Here is a 17,759-nt window from a genome sequence, read left to right as displayed (position 1 = left end):
TGATAAGAATAACACATAAATTCAAAATACAACCTATATAAACTAGATAAAAGGTTGGCTATAATAGAGACATAAACAAAAGGAGGGTAACAAACATGAGATTAAAAAGCGCATTAAAACGTGGCTTTGCTTTCAGTTTAGCTACAGTAATGGTTTTAAGTACAGCTGGATGTGGAAAATCCGATAATACTAAGGACAACTCGAACGGTAATACACCAACAGGTACTGAAGGTACCGAATCTTCTCAAAAGCCAAACAGTGATAAGCCATATGATGGTGTTACTGTTAAATGGGCGTTAACAGATAACGCTGCAACCGGTTCTGAAACAAAAGAGATGGTTGACTTAATCAAAGAAAAAACAGGTATTAACGTAGAGTTTTATATCACTCCTACATCAAAAGCAGGAGAAATGGACAAGGTACTTGTAAGCTTAATGGCAGGAGAAGCAATCGACATCATCGGTAGAACTCCACTTCAGTTAGAAGAATTCTACAAAGCTGCTGTATTAGAGCCAATTGATGACCTTGCAAAAGCAGATAACTACGATATGTCAGCTATTTACGGTGACAAAATTGTAAAATTTGAAGATAAATCTTTCGCAATGCCTGCAGAAAAGGACATTTGGTTAACTTATTATAATAAGAAAATCTTTGATGACGCTAATATTCCATATCCAACAGCAGAAGGCTGGACATGGGAAAAATATGTTGAGACAGCTCAGAAACTTAACAATCCAGAGAAAAATATCTGGGGTTCCTTTATGAGTGATGACGTTGCTTGTAACTATATGTTAGCTACACAAAAGGGTGTTTCTGCCTATAAAGCAGACGGAACAGCAAACTTTGATGATCCTGCATTCGCTGATGCTGCAAAATGGTTCTTTAGTTTAGGAAATGATCTTAAGATTCAACCAGGTTGCATCGATTTAGCTTCCGGAACATATCCATATAACTCTTTCATGGTAAATGGAAATATCGGTATGTATGTATATGGTGGATGGGTAGCAAGTGCATTATCTGATAAGACAAAATATCCAAGAGATTGGGAATTAGGAATCCTTCCTATGCCATATCCAGAAGGTGAAGATCCATCTTCTTTAACAATTACAAGTTGCTATGCTATTCCAAAGACATCTAAGAATAAAGAAGCAGCATTTGAAGCAATTAAAACAATTTGTGAAAATAAATATACTTTAGGTTATGGACGTGTTCCAGCAAAGATTCTTACAGAAGATGAGGCAAAAACATATATTGAGTCCAGCTTACTTCCAAAATTTAAAGATGACAACTTAACAGTAGATGATTTCATGAAAGGTTGGTTTGATAACAGCAGATTATACTTAAGTGAAAAGATTATGGGTACTGCTGATACAACAATCGGTCAGATTTACACTGAGGAAGGCCAGCTATACGGACAGGGACAAAAGTCACTGGAAGATACCATGAAATCTATTCAGGACAGAGCAAATGAAGCGATTAAAGAGGCTAATGAGCAATAATAAAGAATTTCTCATCACTTTTAAAAGTGGAATTTATCCAGACTGAGATAAGAAAGCGCTGCCAGAGCATTTGGCAGCGCTTTCTTTAGGATACTGACATAGGATATAATGAGGAAAGTAGCGAAGCGGACTCCGAGTATCCGCTTCGAATATAAGAAAGTAGGTGAAGAGAAATGAAGGAACGAATTTATTTACTTCCTAAAGAGGGGAATTTTTATAAAGCAAATTTACACTGCCATACAACGATTTCAGACGGAAAGCTGACACCGGAGCAGGTAAAGGAAGAATATCAAAAGAATGGATACCAGATTGTGGCCTATACGGATCACAAGAAATATTGTCCTCATCCTGAATTAAATTCAAAAGATTTTCTGGCACTGGCAGGATTAGAAACAGATATTAATGAAATACGTCCGGGCAAGGAAAGAATTAGAACTAGAATGTTTCATATTAATTTCTACGATACCAATCCTGATGAGATGCCGGAGGAGAAAGCAAGATATTGCGCGGCAGATTATTGGAATTATGATCTCTCCTATGTGAATTCATATATAAAGAAGATGAAGAAACTTGGATTCTTAGCAAGTTATAATCATCCTTATTGGTCTATGCAAAATTATGATGAATATACTCAGCTTGAAGGACTTTTTGCTATGGAGATCTATAATCATGGCTGTGAACTTGATGGGTTGTATGGTTATAATCCACAGGCCTACGATGAGATGTTAAGAAGTGGGAAGAAAATCTTTTGTCTAGCGTCCGATGACAATCATAATGAGTATCCCTTTGGGCATCCATTGTGCGATTCCTTTGGAGGATTTACCATGATAAAAGCAAAGGAACTTACTTATCCAGCAGTAATGAAAGCACTGGAAAAAGGAGATTTCTACAGCTCCATGGGTCCTATTATAAATTCATTGTATATAGAAGGCAATGAATTGGTAGTAGAGACAAGTCCGGTTCAGAAGATTTATGTAAAGATGGAGGGAAAGAACTGTTATATGAAGGTAGCTCCTCCGGGTGAAAGAATAAAAGAGGCAAGATTTACCCTTACCGGAAGAGAAGGCTTTATACGTGTAGCTTGCCGCACTGAAAAAGGAAATTTTGCTAATTCTAATGCATACTTCTTAGAAGATATTCCGATTGATTTTACAACAGAGTAGGAGAACTTAAACTTGAATAATATTATACAGAAAAAAAAGCTTCAATCAGAAAAAATGCAATCAATGTTATTCTGGTTATGCTGGATTGTTTATTTTTCCACTTATCTAGGGAGACTGAATTATTCGGCTAGTTTAACCGAAATCATAAGGGCAGAAGGATTTGATAAAGGGGCAGCAGGATTAATTGGAACAGCATTCTTTTTTTCCTATGGTTTCGGACAGCTTATCAGTGGAATTCTGGGAGATAAGCTAAAACCTCATAAGATGATTTTAGTAGGGGTTTTAGGATCGGGAATCTGTAACGTGGCAATGGGTCTATCCACTAGCATCTGGCAGATGGTAGCAGCATGGTGTATTAATGGTTTGCTCCAGTCTTTGATTTGGTCTCCGATTATAAAAATATTTTCTGATTGGATTCCAAAAAACCGTCAAAAATCATTCTGTATTAACATCAACAGTAGTGTGCCCATAGGTACGTTTGCAGCATATGGTATTACTGCATTCGTAGTGTGGAAATTCCAATGGAGAACGATGTTTTTTTTCTCTTCCTTTTGTTTGGCTGTCATTGGGGTAATTTGGTTTATTGGAAGCCGTAAGATAGAAAAAGAGGTAGAAAAGAATGGCGTGTTAGAGGATATCACATCTGTTTCAAATAATATAAAACAACAAAGTTCCTCTATGGGAAAATTGATTTTAGCTTCCGGTATGATCTTCCTATGCTTTGGACTGATGTTTCAAGGAATCTTAAAGGACGGAGTAACCACCTGGATTCCTACTTATATCCGCGAAGAATTCAATATGGAATCCGTAGTTTCCATTATCAGTACAACAATTATACCAATTTTTAATTTAAGCGGTGTGTATCTGGCATCCATAGTAAATAAGAAAATTTTTAGAAATGAAATTACTACTTCAGCTTCCTTTTTTGCAATCTGTGCAGTAATGCTTCTAATACTTAGACTTTATTCCGGCGGATCGGTTGTCGTTGTATTGATTTTATTTGGTGTTGCAACAACTGCAATGATGGCAGTAAATACGATGCTAGTCAGTATGGTACCTATCTATTTTGCACCCTATGGAAAATCGTCTACTGCTTCCGGAATTCTAAACTCCTCAGCTTACATAGGGGGAGCGGTATCCACATATGGAATCGGAGTACTGTCTGAAATAGTTGGATGGGATACCACGATTTTTATTTGGGCCATCATTGCCGTTGCAGGAATGTTGGTATGCATGGCTGGAAAAACATACTGGAGAAAATTCGCACAAACTAGCAATTAAGTAAATAGATGTAAGTAAGTAAATAAATAAGAGGCGCTAAAGCTCTAGAATCGAGGATAGTATGAAGAATAGAATTTATTTATTGCCTGAGACAGGAAATTTCTATAAGGCTAACCTTCACAGCCATACAGTTGTGTCAGATGGAAAACTGAAACCGGAAGAGTCTAAGGAGATATATAAGAAACATGGATATCAGGTTATGGCAATTACTGATCATAGAATATACAAAAATCATGAAGAACTAAATGATGAAGAATTCCTAGCTCTTGCAGCGCTAGAAGTAGACATAAATGAAGTAAGTTCAGATAGACTACGTCCGACAGATAAGACCTATCATATTAACTTATATGATACAAAACCTGAGTATGAAAGAGAAAGAAAAGAAAAGGGGATTTGTCCGGAACGAAGATATGAAGATTTTGATTATATCAATCAGTATCTGGAAGAAATGAAAGAATTGGGATTTATAGCATGCTATAACCACCCTTACTGGTCATTACAAAATTATGATGATTATAAAGGACTAAAAGGGCTTTTTGCCATGGAAATCTACAATCACGGCTGTGAGCATGATGGGTTATACGGTTATAACCCACAGTCCTATGATGAAATGCTTCGTTTAGGTAACAGGTTATGGTGTTTGGCAACCGATGATAATCATAACGGCTATCCTTTTGATAATCCTCTATGTGATTCCTTCGGAGGATTTACTATGATAAAGGCAGAAGAGCTAACTTATTCTGCCATAGTGGATTCCATGATGAAAGGTCATTTCTACAGTTCTATGGGACCGGAGATAAAAGAACTTTATATTGAAGGAAATGAATTGGTGGTAAAAACTGGACCGGTTCAAAAAATCTATGTGATGATGGATGCTACCAGATGTTATCGTAAAGTAGCTGCCTATGGAGAAACTCTTACTGAAGCAAGGTTTACTCTGGATGGCAATGAAAATTATATTCGTGTAGAGTGTAAAGATGAGAATGGGCTCTATGCCAATAGCAACGCCTACTTTCTTTCTGATATTGGAGCAAAGGAGATTAAGAGGAATGAATAGTAAAAAAACAGATTGGTTTTGTGATGCTCGTTTTGGCATGTTTATTCATTGGGGGCTTTATGCAATACCTGGACAGGGCGAATGGTATATGAGCTTTGATAGGGTAAATGCGAAAGATTACGAAAAATATTTCAATGAATTTAATCCCCAGGAATTTGATCCAAGACAATGGGCGCAGCTTGCTAAAGAAGCAGGTATGAAATATATAGTGCTTACAGCAAAACACCATGATGGTTTTTGCTTGTTTGACAGTAAGTATACAGATTATAAATCTACCAATACAAAAGCAGGAAAAGATTTTATCAAAGAATATGTAGAAGCAGTACGTGAAGCAGGACTAAAGGTAGGAATCTATTATTCTCTTTTAGACTGGCATCACCCAGACTATCCAAAATATAATGATATGTTCCATCCTATGCGTGAGAATGAAGCCTATAAAGAAGACAAGTATGATTGGGACAATTACTTAAACTACATGCATGGACAGGTTGAGGAGCTTTGCAGTAATTATGGAAAGTTAGATCTGTTATGGTTTGATTTCTCTTATGGGGACATGAAGGGAGAGAAATGGAAAGCAACCGAACTTATGGAGATGGTAAGAAGATTACAGCCAGAGGCATTGGTGAATGACCGATTAGAAGGTGGCGGTAGTAGTCATGGTTCTATTATGGAAGGAACTCCAAGTAAAATCGCTGGAGATTTTGCAAGTCCGGAACAGTGTATGCCAACGAGTGAGCTTTGCAATAAAAAAGGTGAGCCTGTAGTATGGGAATTATGTACAACCATAAATGATTCATGGGGCTATGTGCCAAGTGACAGAAATTATAAATCAGCAGAATTTTTAATCCACAAATTAGTTGAATGCGTATCCAAAAGCGGCAATCTGATTTTAAATGTGGGACCGGATGCACAGGGAAGAATTCCAAAAGAACAGGTAGAGGCCTTAAGGCAGATCGGGGCATGGATGAAAATGAATGGAGAAAGCATCTATGGCTGTGAAGGAGCGAAGTTACCAAGACCAGAATGGGGACGTTATACTCAAAAAGAAAATATTTTATATGCTCATATTATGGAAGCACCGATTGGTCCAATCCCAATAACAGGAGTTGCAAAAGAGCAGATTGAGAGTATAAGGGTTTTATGGGACGGTAGTGAGGCAAAAGATGCTTCTTTGGCACTTGGACCAAGAAAGCATCCAGAAACTAAGTTTATTACTTTTGGCAATAATGGGAATTTTACATATCCACTTCCCATCGAAGCAGATACCGTATTAAAGATTGTAGTCAAAGGAAACTTGTAATCGTTTGTCAGTGTAGCTGACAAAATAATACTTACTCATAACATATTAGGAACTACGTTGCCTTTTCAGTGGGGTTTGTACTACAACAAAGACAAGGAAGTCCCCCGCTTACGCTTAGTTTTGAAGAGGGGGACTTCCTTAATGGGTTAAAATAAAGTATACTGTGGAAAAAGGATATAAAGGAGCAGGTATGAGAAGAGAAAAATTGCAAAAATTCTGGTGTGGTAACAATGTTAATAAAGCCGCAGAATTTTTTAAAGATAATTATAGTTTAAGTGAGAAAGAGCTAATTGAACAGGCTAATTTAGTATGTGATAATACCTTTGTATTTAGAGAACACTGGGAAATGGAGAGAACAAACCAACCGGTTACATTTAACGGTAATGTGGAATGGGACTGTATTCCTTCTGGTGATCCGGAATGGACTTTCGCATTAAACCGTCATACCTGTTTTGTAAATCTAGCAAAGGCATGGAACTGTACTAAAAATGAGAAGTATGCTGAAAAATTCATGGAACTTGCGAAGGACTGGATGGAACGGGTACCGCTTACTGAGGAAAGTAAGCAAAATACTTGGAGAAGTATTGAGGCGGGAATACGATGTGAGAATTGGTTAAAGAGCATGATGCTTTTTGCAGATTGCGGACAGATACCGGAAAGCTTCTGGGATGAATTTGAAAGGATACTTTTCTTACATGGAGAATATCTTATGTCTGTAAACGGAGTCTTTCATAGGCTAAGCAACTGGGGAATTCTTCAAAATCATGGACTTTTACTTGCAGGAATTTATTTTGAAAATAATGATTGGATAAAAGAAGCAGTAAAAAGACTGGAAGAGGAATTGTATGTACAGATCTTTGAAGACGGTACACAATGGGAACAAAGCCCGATGTATCATGGAGAAGTATTACATTGCAGCATAGACAGTATAGAACATATGAAACGCTTTGGAATTCAGATACCGGCACAGATGAGCAAAAAAGTAGAGAACATGTTATATGCACTAGCTATGTGGTGTAAACCAAATGGGAACATTCCTTGTCAGTCTGACAGTGATGATATCGATGCCGGTGATTTACTTGTGCATGGAGCATGTTTCTATAATGATGGTATATTAAAATTTTTATCAGATACTAGATTCAGAGAAGAAAATATATGGAATCTTGGGATAGAGGACTATTTATTATATGAAAAAATAGAAGCCTTAGCACCAAAAGAAACCTCCTATGCATTAGCAGATAGTGGTAATTATATGCTAAGAAGCGGATTTGATAAGGATGCAGATTATTTAAGATTTCATAATGGATGTATGGGAAGCGGACATGGACATGGAGACCTATTGCATATTGATTTATTTTCCCATGGAGAGGATATTTTAATTGACACAGGCCGCTATACTTATGTAGATTCAAAAATAAGAAGAGATTTTAAGAGCCCTTCTGCCCACAATACCATATGCGTAGATGATGAAGAATTTTCTGTATGTGCAAACAGCTGGGGATATGAAAAGATGGCTCAACCGATAAAGGGAGAATACCGTTTTACTGAAATGGCGGATTTTGTATCCGGTGCCCATTTAGGTTATATAGAGAAAGGAATCTTTCTATCTAGAAAAGTAGTTTATATTAAGCCAAGTATATACGTAATAATGGATGAATGCTATGGTAGTGGCACGCATAGATATATGCAAAATTGGCATTTCTCTGGAGATGGAAATATTATTCCTGACGAAAAACAAGTAACCTTTGAGGGAAAAAAGGGTAATGCAAAATTCTTCTTCCTTCATGGACAAATCGCGCTATCTAAAAAAGAATGGTCTGCGGAATATAACAGTTTAAAACCTTGTAACCATGTTTCGGTTTCCATGGAGGAAACAGGAAGTACTTCAATGATTACTGTGATTTCTACTGGGGAGAAGGGCGATAATCAAGATGTTATAGTAGAGGAAATTCCTGTCTCACTAGAAAAGAGCGGGAAGATATTAACCGATAAACAGGCAGAAGCAATTAGAATTAAAATAAACGAAGAAGAATATGTTGTTGTATTTTTACATGAGGAAATTATTAGCGAAGTGGATTTGATATTCGCAGGTGGTTATAGTTCTTATGGAAAGGTGTTATTATTCTCTAATAAGAATCCAAGAGGCATCTGTTTACAATATTAAAATTGTGATAAAACGGGCATATCAATTGACGATACGCTCGTTTTTCCTTTACACCCTGTATGGCAGTTATACTTTGCGGTTTGTTGTGATTATGCCCATACTTTGACCAGGAAAAGTTTGCGAAGTGTGCTTGTTCTTGAAGGAGGATAAATAAGGCAAGATTAATAACTTTAAATTCTATTATTCTAGCTTTAAACAAAAACATAACTAAAGGTTATGATATGAATGAGAAATAAAGCAAAACTATAGTACTTTAGCTTGACAAAGCGATTTACTGTTGCTACAATAATTAGTAAATTTAAATTAGGAAAGCGAGTAAGACTGCGAATCCGGAAGTGGAGTATCTTATGAGAAAGATGGTTTTATCTATTTTGGTAGAAAACACTGCAGGTGTACTTAGCCGTGTGTCTGGTCTCTTTAGTAGAAGAGGGTATAATATTGATAGCTTAACCGTTGGTGAAACTGAGAATCCCGCATTTTCTAGGATGACAGTTGTTGTAAACGGGGAAGAACAAATCTTAGAGCAAATTAGAAATCAACTTCAAAAGCTTGAGGATATTGTAGAAATAAAAGAACTACATAGTGAAGAGTCCGTTTGCCGTGAGCTCATTTTAGTAAAAGTTCAAGCAGGAGAATCAGAACGCAAAGATGTAATTGCGGTAGCAGATATTTTCCGTGCTAAGATTGTCGATGTAGCCAAAGAATCCTTAATGATTGAACTAACAGGAAATCAGGCAAAGATTGATGCATTTATTAATTTATTAGATGGATTTAAGATTTTAGAGATCGTACGAACAGGAATTACTGGATTGCCAAGAGGTTCCGGTGATATTGCTGATTACGTATAATAGGTATGCCTACTTGTTTAGTTAGAGTGCTTTACAGGTTGAACATAGAAAAAAGTAATTTTATTAGGAGGATAAAAGAATGGCAAAGATTTATTACCAACAGGATTGTAACCTTTCTCTACTTGAGGGAAAAACAGTAGCTGTCATCGGTTACGGCAGCCAAGGACATGCGCATGCACTTAACATGAAGGAATCCGGTGTTCATGTGATTATTGGCTTATATGAAGGAAGTAAGTCATGGGCTAAAGCGAGTGCAGCAGGCTTTGAAGTATATACAGCAGCAGAGGCAGCAAAGAAGGCTGATGTAATTATGATTCTTATCAACGATGAGAAGCAAGCTAAGATGTATAAAGAGTCTATTGAGCCAAACTTAGAAGCAGGAAATGCATTAATGTTTGCTCATGGTTTCGCAATTCATTTTGGTCAAATTATTCCTCCTAAAGATGTCGATGTATTAATGATAGCGCCAAAAGGTCCTGGACATACCGTAAGAAGCCAGTATCAAGAAGGTCAGGGTGTTCCTTGCTTAATTGCTGTTCATCAGGACGCTACAGGTAAGGCACATGACTTAGGTCTTGCCTATGCACTTGCAATCGGTGGAGCTAGAGCTGGAGTTCTTGAGACAACATTCCGTGAAGAAACTGAAACAGATCTTTTTGGTGAGCAAGCAGTTCTTTGTGGTGGTGTTACAGCGTTGATGAAGTGCGGATTTGAAGTACTTGTTGAAGCTGGATATGAGCCAGAGAGTGCTTATTTTGAGTGTATCCATGAGATGAAGTTAATTGTTGACTTAATCAACGAGAGTGGGTTTGCAGGTATGAGATATTCTATCTCTAATACTGCGGAGTACGGTGATTACATAACCGGACCAAAGATCATCACAGAGGATACAAAGAATGCAATGCGTCAGGTTCTAAAAGATATTCAGGAAGGTGTATTTGCACGTAACTGGTTACTTGAGAACCAAGTTGGTTGTCCAAACTTTAATGCAAAAAGAAGAATGGAATCGGAACATCAACTAGAGAAAGTTGGTGCTGAGTTAAGAGGATTAATGAGCTGGACTCAGAAGAAAAAGTTAATTGACAACTAATTTAAGTGTTTGATTATCTCAAATTATACCCAAATATAATTTAACCAAAACAGGGAAGTCCCCCGCTTAAGAAGCGAGGGATTTCCCTGTTTTAAAATGTCACGTAAAGGCAATGTGTTAGAGCTGGTAGCGTAAGCGGATTGCGAATATCCGCTTAGTGATCTGTACAAGTAGCGAGGAGGAAGCTTTACATTTTAAATAGAGCAGGGTGATTTTTGAGGGAAAACACATTGCGAGTTCCGGTATATCATGGTATTCTATGTTAGCGATACAGATTCTTATGAGTAATCTAGAACAACTAAACTTAAGCAAGAAATAGAAAAGCATTTTAGTGTGTTAGCATAACTTGCTTATTAATAAACGCAAAAGCGTAAGAATTGAGGATAACATGGCTAAATCAAACGCAAAAGATATGACGCAGGGAAGTCCAACCAAATTAATATTTTTCTTCTCTATCCCCTTACTGATTGGAAATGTAGTCCAACAGCTTTATAGTATGACAGACACGATTATCGTTGGACAGTGTCTTGGCTCGAATGCTTTGGCAGCGGTAGGAACAACCGGACCGCTTAGCTTTTTAATTTTAGGTTTTGTGATTGGAATTACAAGTGGAATCGCGGTGATAGCTGCTCAACGTTTTGGAGCAAAAGATGAAGAAGGATTGAAGCGCTCCGTAGCTACTTCAATTATACTTGGAATTTCTATTACGATTATTATAACAGTATTAGCAGTTTTACTTGCAAAGCCTTTATTACTTCTTATAAATACACCAGAAACAATTTTACAAGAGGCTTATGACTACATTGTAGTAATCTTTCTTGGTGTGTTTGCTTGTATGCTCTATAATATGATAGCATGCCTGCTTCGCGCAATTGGAGATAGCAGGACTCCACTTTATTTTTTAGCAGTCTCTTCTATTTTAAATATTGGGTTAGACTTTTTATTTATTCTTACATTTGATATGGGGGTTGCAGGGGCGGCTTGGGCAACTGTATTATCCCAGTTTTTATCTGGTCTTGCATGTGTAATTTATGCATTTGTAAAATATCCGATGCTTCGTGTATCCAAAAAAGATTTTCATTTGGATCTCAGATTTGCTTGGAAACATTTGCAGATTGGATTACCTATGGCATTTCAGTTCTCCATCACAGCGATTGGTGTGATTATCTTACAAGGTGCACTAAATCTATTTGGAGAAGATAAAATTGCGGCATTTACCGCAGGGTCAAAAGTTGAGCAGTTGGTAACACAGCCAGCTGGAACCTTTGGTGTTACAATGGCTAATTTTACAGGACAAAATTTAGGCGCGAATCGTTTGGATCGAATTAAAGTTGGGGTCAGAAAGTGTGCTATGCTAACCCTTTCCTTTGCAGTATTGGCTATGATCTTATTGCAGATTTTTTCAAAGCCACTGCTTTATTTATTCGATGTTGGAAATAACCCAGTTATAATGGATGCTGCATTGATGTATTTACGATTATGCTCCATCTTTTTCCCATTCTTATTCCTGATATTTGTTTACCGAAATGTGTTACAAGGAGTCGGAAGAAGTTTTATGCCATTAATGGCTGGTGTTTTTGAATTAGTAGCTCGTTCTGCAGCAGCATTTATATTACCAGGACTTATGGGATATGCAGGTATATGCTTGGCAGGACCTGCAGCTTGGGTAGCAGCGTCTATTTTACTTTTTGTTTCTTATCATATTGTAATAAGGCAAGTAGAAAAACAATATGCGGGGAAAACACGTTAAGCTATTGACAAACTATCTCATTAGGGTATAATTGATAATGTGCATATGCACAATAACTACAAAGAAAAAGTACCTAAACTTTTCCTTGTTTTGAACAAGAGATGTATGCTTTTCGAACTTTTCTTTGTTATGAATAAAATATGTTAGCTGGCTGGTACCAGCGAGTGCGTAAACACGTATCGATTTACTCGCCAAAAAAAGTGAGTGCGCATCTTCGCTAGTGTGGTAAATGTTTTAATAGGAGTGAATATGCCTAGAAATGGAGTATGCAGGCGGGTGTGTGCGGATTTTCAGAATAAAGTATTTACACCTGCGAGCGGAAAAAAAGAGTATGTGAAACTGAATGTAGAAGAATTGGAGGCACTGAGGCTTTGCGACCTTGAAGGTCTAGAGCAAGAAGATGCAGCAGGAAGAATGCAGGTATCAAGAGGCACATTTCAACGTATTCTATACTCAGCAAGAAAAAAGAGTTCAGAAGCATTATGCGAAGCGAAAGGCGTTTTGGTTGAGGGTGGTAATTATACCATAGCAACCTCGCATTGCGACTGCGAGAAGCGATGTAAAGTCTGTAAGATGAAGGCAGAAAAAACAGTGAGTCAGAAAGATGATACACCGCACAATCTAGAACATAAAGGAGATAACACATGAGCGAACAAGTATATCAACAACAAAGCAGCTGTTCTAGCAATTGCAGTAGTTGTAGCTCCAATTGTAGTTCAAGAAAACCATCCAAGGAAGACTTATTAGCACCGATGAATCAATATAGTCGTGTGAAGAAAGTAATTGGTATTGTGAGTGGAAAGGGTGGTGTAGGAAAATCCACCGTAACATCTTATCTTACAGTTCTTATGAATCGTATGGGTTATAAAACTGCTGTTTTAGATGCAGATATTACAGGACCTTCCATTCCAAAAGCATTTGGCATTCATAAGAAAGCAGAAGCCAATGAACTTGGCATCTTACCTGCAATCACAAAAAATGGAATTGAAGTTATGTCAGTTAACTTATTATTAGAGGATGAAGAAACTCCAGTTGTTTGGAGAGGACCTGTAATAGCACAAACAGTGAAACAGTTTTGGTCTGATGTGGTATGGGGGGATGTTGATTTCCTCTTTGTCGACATGCCACCAGGAACTGGTGACGTTCCTCTAACAGTATTCCAATCATTACCTTTAGATGGTATTATTATCGTTACAAGTCCTCAGGAATTAGTATCTATGATTGTATCTAAAGCCGTAAATATGGCGAATGCTATGGATATAAAGACCTTAGGTTTTATTGAAAATTATTCTTATTTAGAGTGTCATAACTGTAAAGAGAAGATTAGTGTATTTGGTGAAAGCCATATCGACGAAATCTCCGCGAAATTCGGTGTGCCTGTCCTCGCTAAAATGCCGATTAATCCAGAGATTGCAAAGACAATGGATGCTGGTAAAGCAGAAGAGTTGCAAGGGGATTGGTTAGATAAGGCAGCTAAGACACTTGCTAAATTACTTCCAGTGGAAGCAAAAGTAGCAAAAAATAAGAAGAAGATTGCAGTAACAACAGATGAGAATCATAATGTATTTCAGCATTTTGGTCATTGTGAAACCTTTACTATTTTTGAATTGGAAGGAAATTCTCTAATCAGCAAAGCTACCCTTAAGAATACAGGCAGCGGCCATGTTGCAACTGTAGATTTATTAAAAGAAATGGGTGTTGATGTTGTAATTTGTGGTGGAATTGGTAGCGCTGCTATGGGATTATTAATGGATGAAGATATCCTTGTAATTCCTGGAATGCAAGGAGACATTGAAGTTGCTGTGGCTTCTTTCTTAGATGGGGCATCAAAACCATCTACAGAGGCAAATTGCAATCATCACGATCATCACGATCACCACGATCATCACGATCATCACGATCACCACGATCATAAAGACGGCGAACACAAATGTGGCGGTTGTTCTTGTGGTAGTTGTCATTAAGCAATAGGTAAGTATGTCGTCAAACGTCGAAACGTCTGTTGACATAAGTAATTATACGTAGTATAGTATGTAAAGAATTAAACTTCGGTAGGTGAGGCTACCGCAGGGATATGGATTGCTACCGCGAAATAATGGAGACACTATTAGTTGGTTAGCAGGTTGTGTCGAATCAAGGCATAACCTAATGCAATTTCAAGGCGTCAAATGTACGCCATGCCCTGCGATGCTAAAGCTTGAACGGTTAATTGCTGCGAGTATATGGATTCGTAAGCCTTGTTCTTTTGCCGAAGATTTTGGTAAGGGAGCAGGGCTTTTTTTATTATTGGGTATAATGATATGAGGATATCCGAAACAAAGAAAAGCCGAAGTGTTTATAAGTAGAAAGAGAGGTGAGGAGAATGGACGATGACAGTTGCAGTAGTAGCGGCATAAAACCAAAGCGGCGTAGCGTCAAGGGGAAGTGGTATTACATAGCAAATGCACTGATAATTCCAGGTATACAAGATGTATGCGTGAAATTTGAAGTTGTATTGCCAATGTCTATTCTCCTTGGCGAGTAATAAAGGGTTCAGGGGACCCATGGTTTTATGCCAACTGGAATGAAGATGATAGGAGGGCATAAGCATGCAAGATAAAGTATTAGAGTTATTAGAAAATAAAAGTTATAGCGAGCTAAAGCATATTTTAGAAACCATGAATAGTGCTGATATCGCACAGATATTAAGTGAAGTTAAGAATGAAGATATGATTCTACTATATAGATTCTTAACAAAAGATACTGCAGTAGAGACATTCTCCTACATGGAAACTGAGCTTCAAGAGCGTCTGATTCATGCAATGACAGACAAAGAGTTACGTGATGTTACGTCGGAACTCTTCTTAGATGATACAGTAGATTTAATTGAGGAGATGCCAGCGAATATTGTAAAAAGAATATTACAGCAAGCTCAACCAGATCAAAGAAAATTAATAAATGAGTTTTTAAAGTATCCTTCTGATAGTGCTGGAAGTGTGATGACCATTGAGTTTATTGATCTAAAGGCAACGATGACAGTGGATGAAGCATTTGCTAAGATTCGAAAAATTGGTCTTGATAAAGAGACAATCTATACCTGTTATGTTCTTGATGATAGCAGAAGATTACAAGGAATTGTTACAGTAAAGGACTTACTTCTTGCAAAGAATGATACGATTCTTTCTGATATCATGGAAACAAATCTTATAACGGTAAATACACATGATGATAAAGAGGTAGTAGCAAGAAAATTTGATAAATATGATTTTCTTGCATTACCAGTCGTAGATCAGGAATCTCGTTTAGTAGGTATCATCACGATTGATGACGCTATCGATGTAATTCAGGATGAGAACACGGAAGACTTTGAACGTATGGCTGCGTTGTCACCATCAGAGGATTCGTATTTTAGAACTTCTGTATTTCAGCATGCTAAGAACCGTATTGTATGGTTATTAGCGTTAATGCTTTCTGCAACTGTTACAGGTGTGCTGATAACGAGATATGAGAATGCTTTTAAAGCGATTCCTTTATTAGTTGCATTTATTCCAATGCTAATGGATACCGGTGGAAATTGTGGTTCTCAAACTTCTACTCTAATAATTCGTGGTATGGCGCTAGATGAAATACGTTCCAAAGATATTCTTCGTGTTTTATATAAGGAAATTCGTGTTGCTCTCTTAGTAGGTGTGATGCTCGGTTCTGTGAATGGAATACGTATTTTTATTCAGTATCATGATCTGGGATTAGCTTTGGTGGTAGGGCTGACATTAGTTGCCACAGTATGTCTATCAAAGGTTCTTGGTTGTTTACTTCCGATGGTAGCAAAGGTATTTAAAATGGATCCAGCATTAATGGCAGCTCCTTTAATTACTACTATCGTAGATACTTGTTCTATTATGATTTACTTTTCCATTGCTTTAAGAATTATGAATTTATAGTATAAAAGTAAATGCAATGAAATCCAAATACATGCAAAGAAATACAAGTACATGCAAAGAATTTTTATAAACTAAAAAAGAGAATTCTGCTCTGAAAATATGCAGAATTCTCTTTCGAAACATTAGTTAGCTTCGTTATCTTGTGAATTTGATTTATAAAACTCAGGTTCTATTTTAATATGCACCTTATCGATACGATTTTTTTCAACCTTAGTTACGGTATAGGTGATATTATTTTCTGTGATTTGTTCGTCTTGCTCTGGTAAATGGTCTAATAAATGAATGATATGACCGGCTATGGAATCATAATCCTCAGAATCTAAGGATAATCCGATAAACTCATTAATTTCATCTAATTTTGCAGAACCATCAGCAAGGTATTCGTTTTCACCAAGTTTGGTGATAACATCTTCTTCGTCATAATCATATTCGTCACGAATCTCTCCGACGATTTCCTCAAGTAAGTCTTCCATTGTAATAAGACCAGCAGTTGCACCATATTCGTCCAGTACGATTACCATTGGTAAAGATTCTCTTTTCATTTCACTTAGCAATTCACTGGTTTTTTTGTATTCATAGGTGTAATATGGTTCTCTCATATAATCACGAATATTAAATTCATTATAATCACCGCGGAAAAAGAATACATCTTTTAAGTTGATGATACCAACAATATCATCACGGTTTTCGTCATACACGGGCATTCTTGAGTATTGTTCTTCGCGGAATACTTCAATCAATTGAGAATAGGACATATCAACACTTGCAAAAGCCATATTAATTCTAGGAACCATAACATCCTTTGCGAGTGAGTCACCGAAATCTACTACATTAGTAATCATTTTTCTTTCTTCGCTTTCGATTACACCTTCTTCATGGCTGACGTCTACGATGGTACGTAGTTCATTTTCTGTCATCGTAACGTATTTTTTATTTGGATCAACACGTAAGATAAACAAAATAAGATAAGACATCTTATTCACAATATAAACAACAGGTGTTAATAACTGTGTGATGAAATAAATAATCGGTGCAACAAAGAAAGCTATTTTTTCTGCATGAATAGTTGCGAGTGTCTTCGGTGTAATTTCACCAAAGATTAGGATTAACAAAGTTAATATACCAGTTGCAATTCCTGCGGCTTTACTACCCCAATGGGATAGCGCAAGAGATGTAGCTAACGATGAAGCGGTTAGGTTTACAACGTTATTACCGATTAAGATGGTACTAAGCATCTTTGCAGGATTTTCAATTAATATACTGACAGTTTTCGCACCCTTAACCCCTTGATCCACCATGCTTCGAATACGAAGTTTATTAACAGTGGTTAGGGAAGTTTCTGCAGATGAGAAAAATGCGGACAATAGTAACAAGATAAGCAACACGACTAGCTGCGTGGCGACGGGGTCCAAAGAATCATCTCCTTATAATAAAAATATTCCATATTGCTATGGATTAGTGTTGGAACAATGTCATGACATTGTCCATGTTATGTGATAAATATATATTATTAGTCAAATGATAGGAACAGATTCTTATGTTCGTTCTTTCATTATCACAAGGAAAAGTTCGCGAAGTATACTTTTTCTTGTTGACCACATGAGAATATACATACTAGATTATATTCGAATGTACCCATTATGTCAAGAATATGTGTGAGGAGCTTCAATGGATATGTGTGAGGAGC

The 17,759-nt window shown here is 37.1% G+C and carries 13 protein-coding genes, 1 pseudogene and 1 riboswitch; of the genes and pseudogenes, 13 read left to right on the top strand and 1 reads right to left on the bottom strand.

Going from position 1 to position 17,759, the window contains the following annotated elements:
• The first annotated feature begins 95 nt into the window (after positions 1-95).
• The 13 genes and pseudogenes from CPHY_RS15690 to mgtE all read left to right on the top strand — a co-directional run bounded on the left by CPHY_RS15690 (position 96) and on the right by mgtE (position 16,072).
• Entirely contained in the window at positions 96-1,499 is a 1,404-nt protein-coding gene (locus tag CPHY_RS15690; protein ID WP_012201035.1) for an ABC transporter substrate-binding protein, read from the top strand.
• A gap of 173 nt (positions 1,500-1,672) precedes the next feature.
• A complete protein-coding gene (locus CPHY_RS15685; RefSeq protein WP_012201034.1) occupies positions 1,673-2,662 on the top strand; it encodes a PHP domain-containing protein in 990 nt (329 codons plus the stop codon).
• 12 nt (positions 2,663-2,674) lie between these two features.
• Positions 2,675-3,943, top strand: coding sequence for an MFS transporter (locus CPHY_RS15680; protein ID WP_012201033.1), 1,269 nt, complete (start codon positions 2,675-2,677; stop codon positions 3,941-3,943).
• A 61-nt stretch (positions 3,944-4,004) separates the two neighbouring features.
• On the top strand, positions 4,005-5,000 hold the full coding sequence (locus CPHY_RS15675; protein WP_012201032.1) for a PHP domain-containing protein: 996 nt from the start codon (positions 4,005-4,007) through the stop codon (positions 4,998-5,000).
• Positions 4,993-6,300, top strand: coding sequence for an alpha-L-fucosidase (locus tag CPHY_RS15670; protein ID WP_012201031.1), 1,308 nt, complete (start codon positions 4,993-4,995; stop codon positions 6,298-6,300). Before CPHY_RS15675 ends, CPHY_RS15670 begins: the two co-directional genes overlap by 8 nt.
• 190 nt (positions 6,301-6,490) lie before the next feature.
• Positions 6,491-8,464, top strand: a complete 1,974-nt coding sequence (locus tag CPHY_RS15665; protein ID WP_012201030.1) for an alginate lyase family protein — start codon at positions 6,491-6,493, stop codon at positions 8,462-8,464.
• A 347-nt stretch (positions 8,465-8,811) separates the two neighbouring features.
• Complete coding sequence (ilvN, locus tag CPHY_RS15660) at positions 8,812-9,312, top strand: acetolactate synthase small subunit (RefSeq protein WP_012201029.1); 501 nt, start codon at positions 8,812-8,814, stop codon at positions 9,310-9,312.
• A 79-nt stretch (positions 9,313-9,391) separates the two neighbouring features.
• Entirely contained in the window at positions 9,392-10,402 is a 1,011-nt protein-coding gene (gene ilvC / locus CPHY_RS15655) for a ketol-acid reductoisomerase (protein ID WP_012201028.1), read from the top strand.
• 388 nt (positions 10,403-10,790) lie between these two features.
• Positions 10,791-12,152 carry an MATE family efflux transporter gene (locus CPHY_RS15650; RefSeq protein ID WP_012201027.1) on the top strand — a complete coding sequence of 454 codons (1,362 nt, stop codon included), beginning with the start codon at positions 10,791-10,793 and terminating at the stop codon, positions 12,150-12,152.
• 249 nt (positions 12,153-12,401) lie between these two features.
• Positions 12,402-12,800: a DUF134 domain-containing protein gene (locus tag CPHY_RS15645; RefSeq protein ID WP_012201026.1), complete on the top strand. Its 399-nt coding sequence runs from the start codon at positions 12,402-12,404 to the stop codon at positions 12,798-12,800.
• Positions 12,797-13,645: pseudogene (locus CPHY_RS22580) on the top strand (P-loop NTPase); the annotation flags it as partial. The gene CPHY_RS15645 and the pseudogene CPHY_RS22580, both read left to right, overlap by 4 nt.
• 6 nt (positions 13,646-13,651) lie before the next feature.
• Complete coding sequence (locus tag CPHY_RS22575) at positions 13,652-14,116, top strand: NifB/NifX family molybdenum-iron cluster-binding protein (protein WP_334290447.1); 465 nt, start codon at positions 13,652-13,654, stop codon at positions 14,114-14,116.
• Positions 14,117-14,192: 76 nt separating this feature from the next.
• Positions 14,193-14,368, top strand: a riboswitch (M-box (ykoK) riboswitch).
• A 372-nt stretch (positions 14,369-14,740) separates the two neighbouring features.
• Positions 14,741-16,072: a magnesium transporter gene (mgtE, locus tag CPHY_RS15630; RefSeq protein ID WP_012201024.1), complete on the top strand. Its 1,332-nt coding sequence runs from the start codon at positions 14,741-14,743 to the stop codon at positions 16,070-16,072.
• A gap of 122 nt (positions 16,073-16,194) precedes the next feature.
• Here the strand turns inward: mgtE and CPHY_RS15625 are convergent, their stop codons facing one another.
• The gene (locus CPHY_RS15625) at positions 16,195-17,484 is read right to left on the bottom strand and encodes an HlyC/CorC family transporter (RefSeq protein WP_012201023.1); all 1,290 of its coding nucleotides are present in this window, start codon (positions 17,482-17,484) and stop codon (positions 16,195-16,197) included.
• Positions 17,485-17,759: the final 275 nt, after the last annotated feature.

This window comes from Lachnoclostridium phytofermentans ISDg (assembly GCF_000018685.1).
Taxonomy (GTDB): Bacteria; Bacillota; Clostridia; order Lachnospirales; family Lachnospiraceae; genus Lachnoclostridium; species Lachnoclostridium phytofermentans.
Note: the sequence above shows the minus strand (reverse complement) of the source record. Positions and strands in the feature narration are given on the sequence as shown.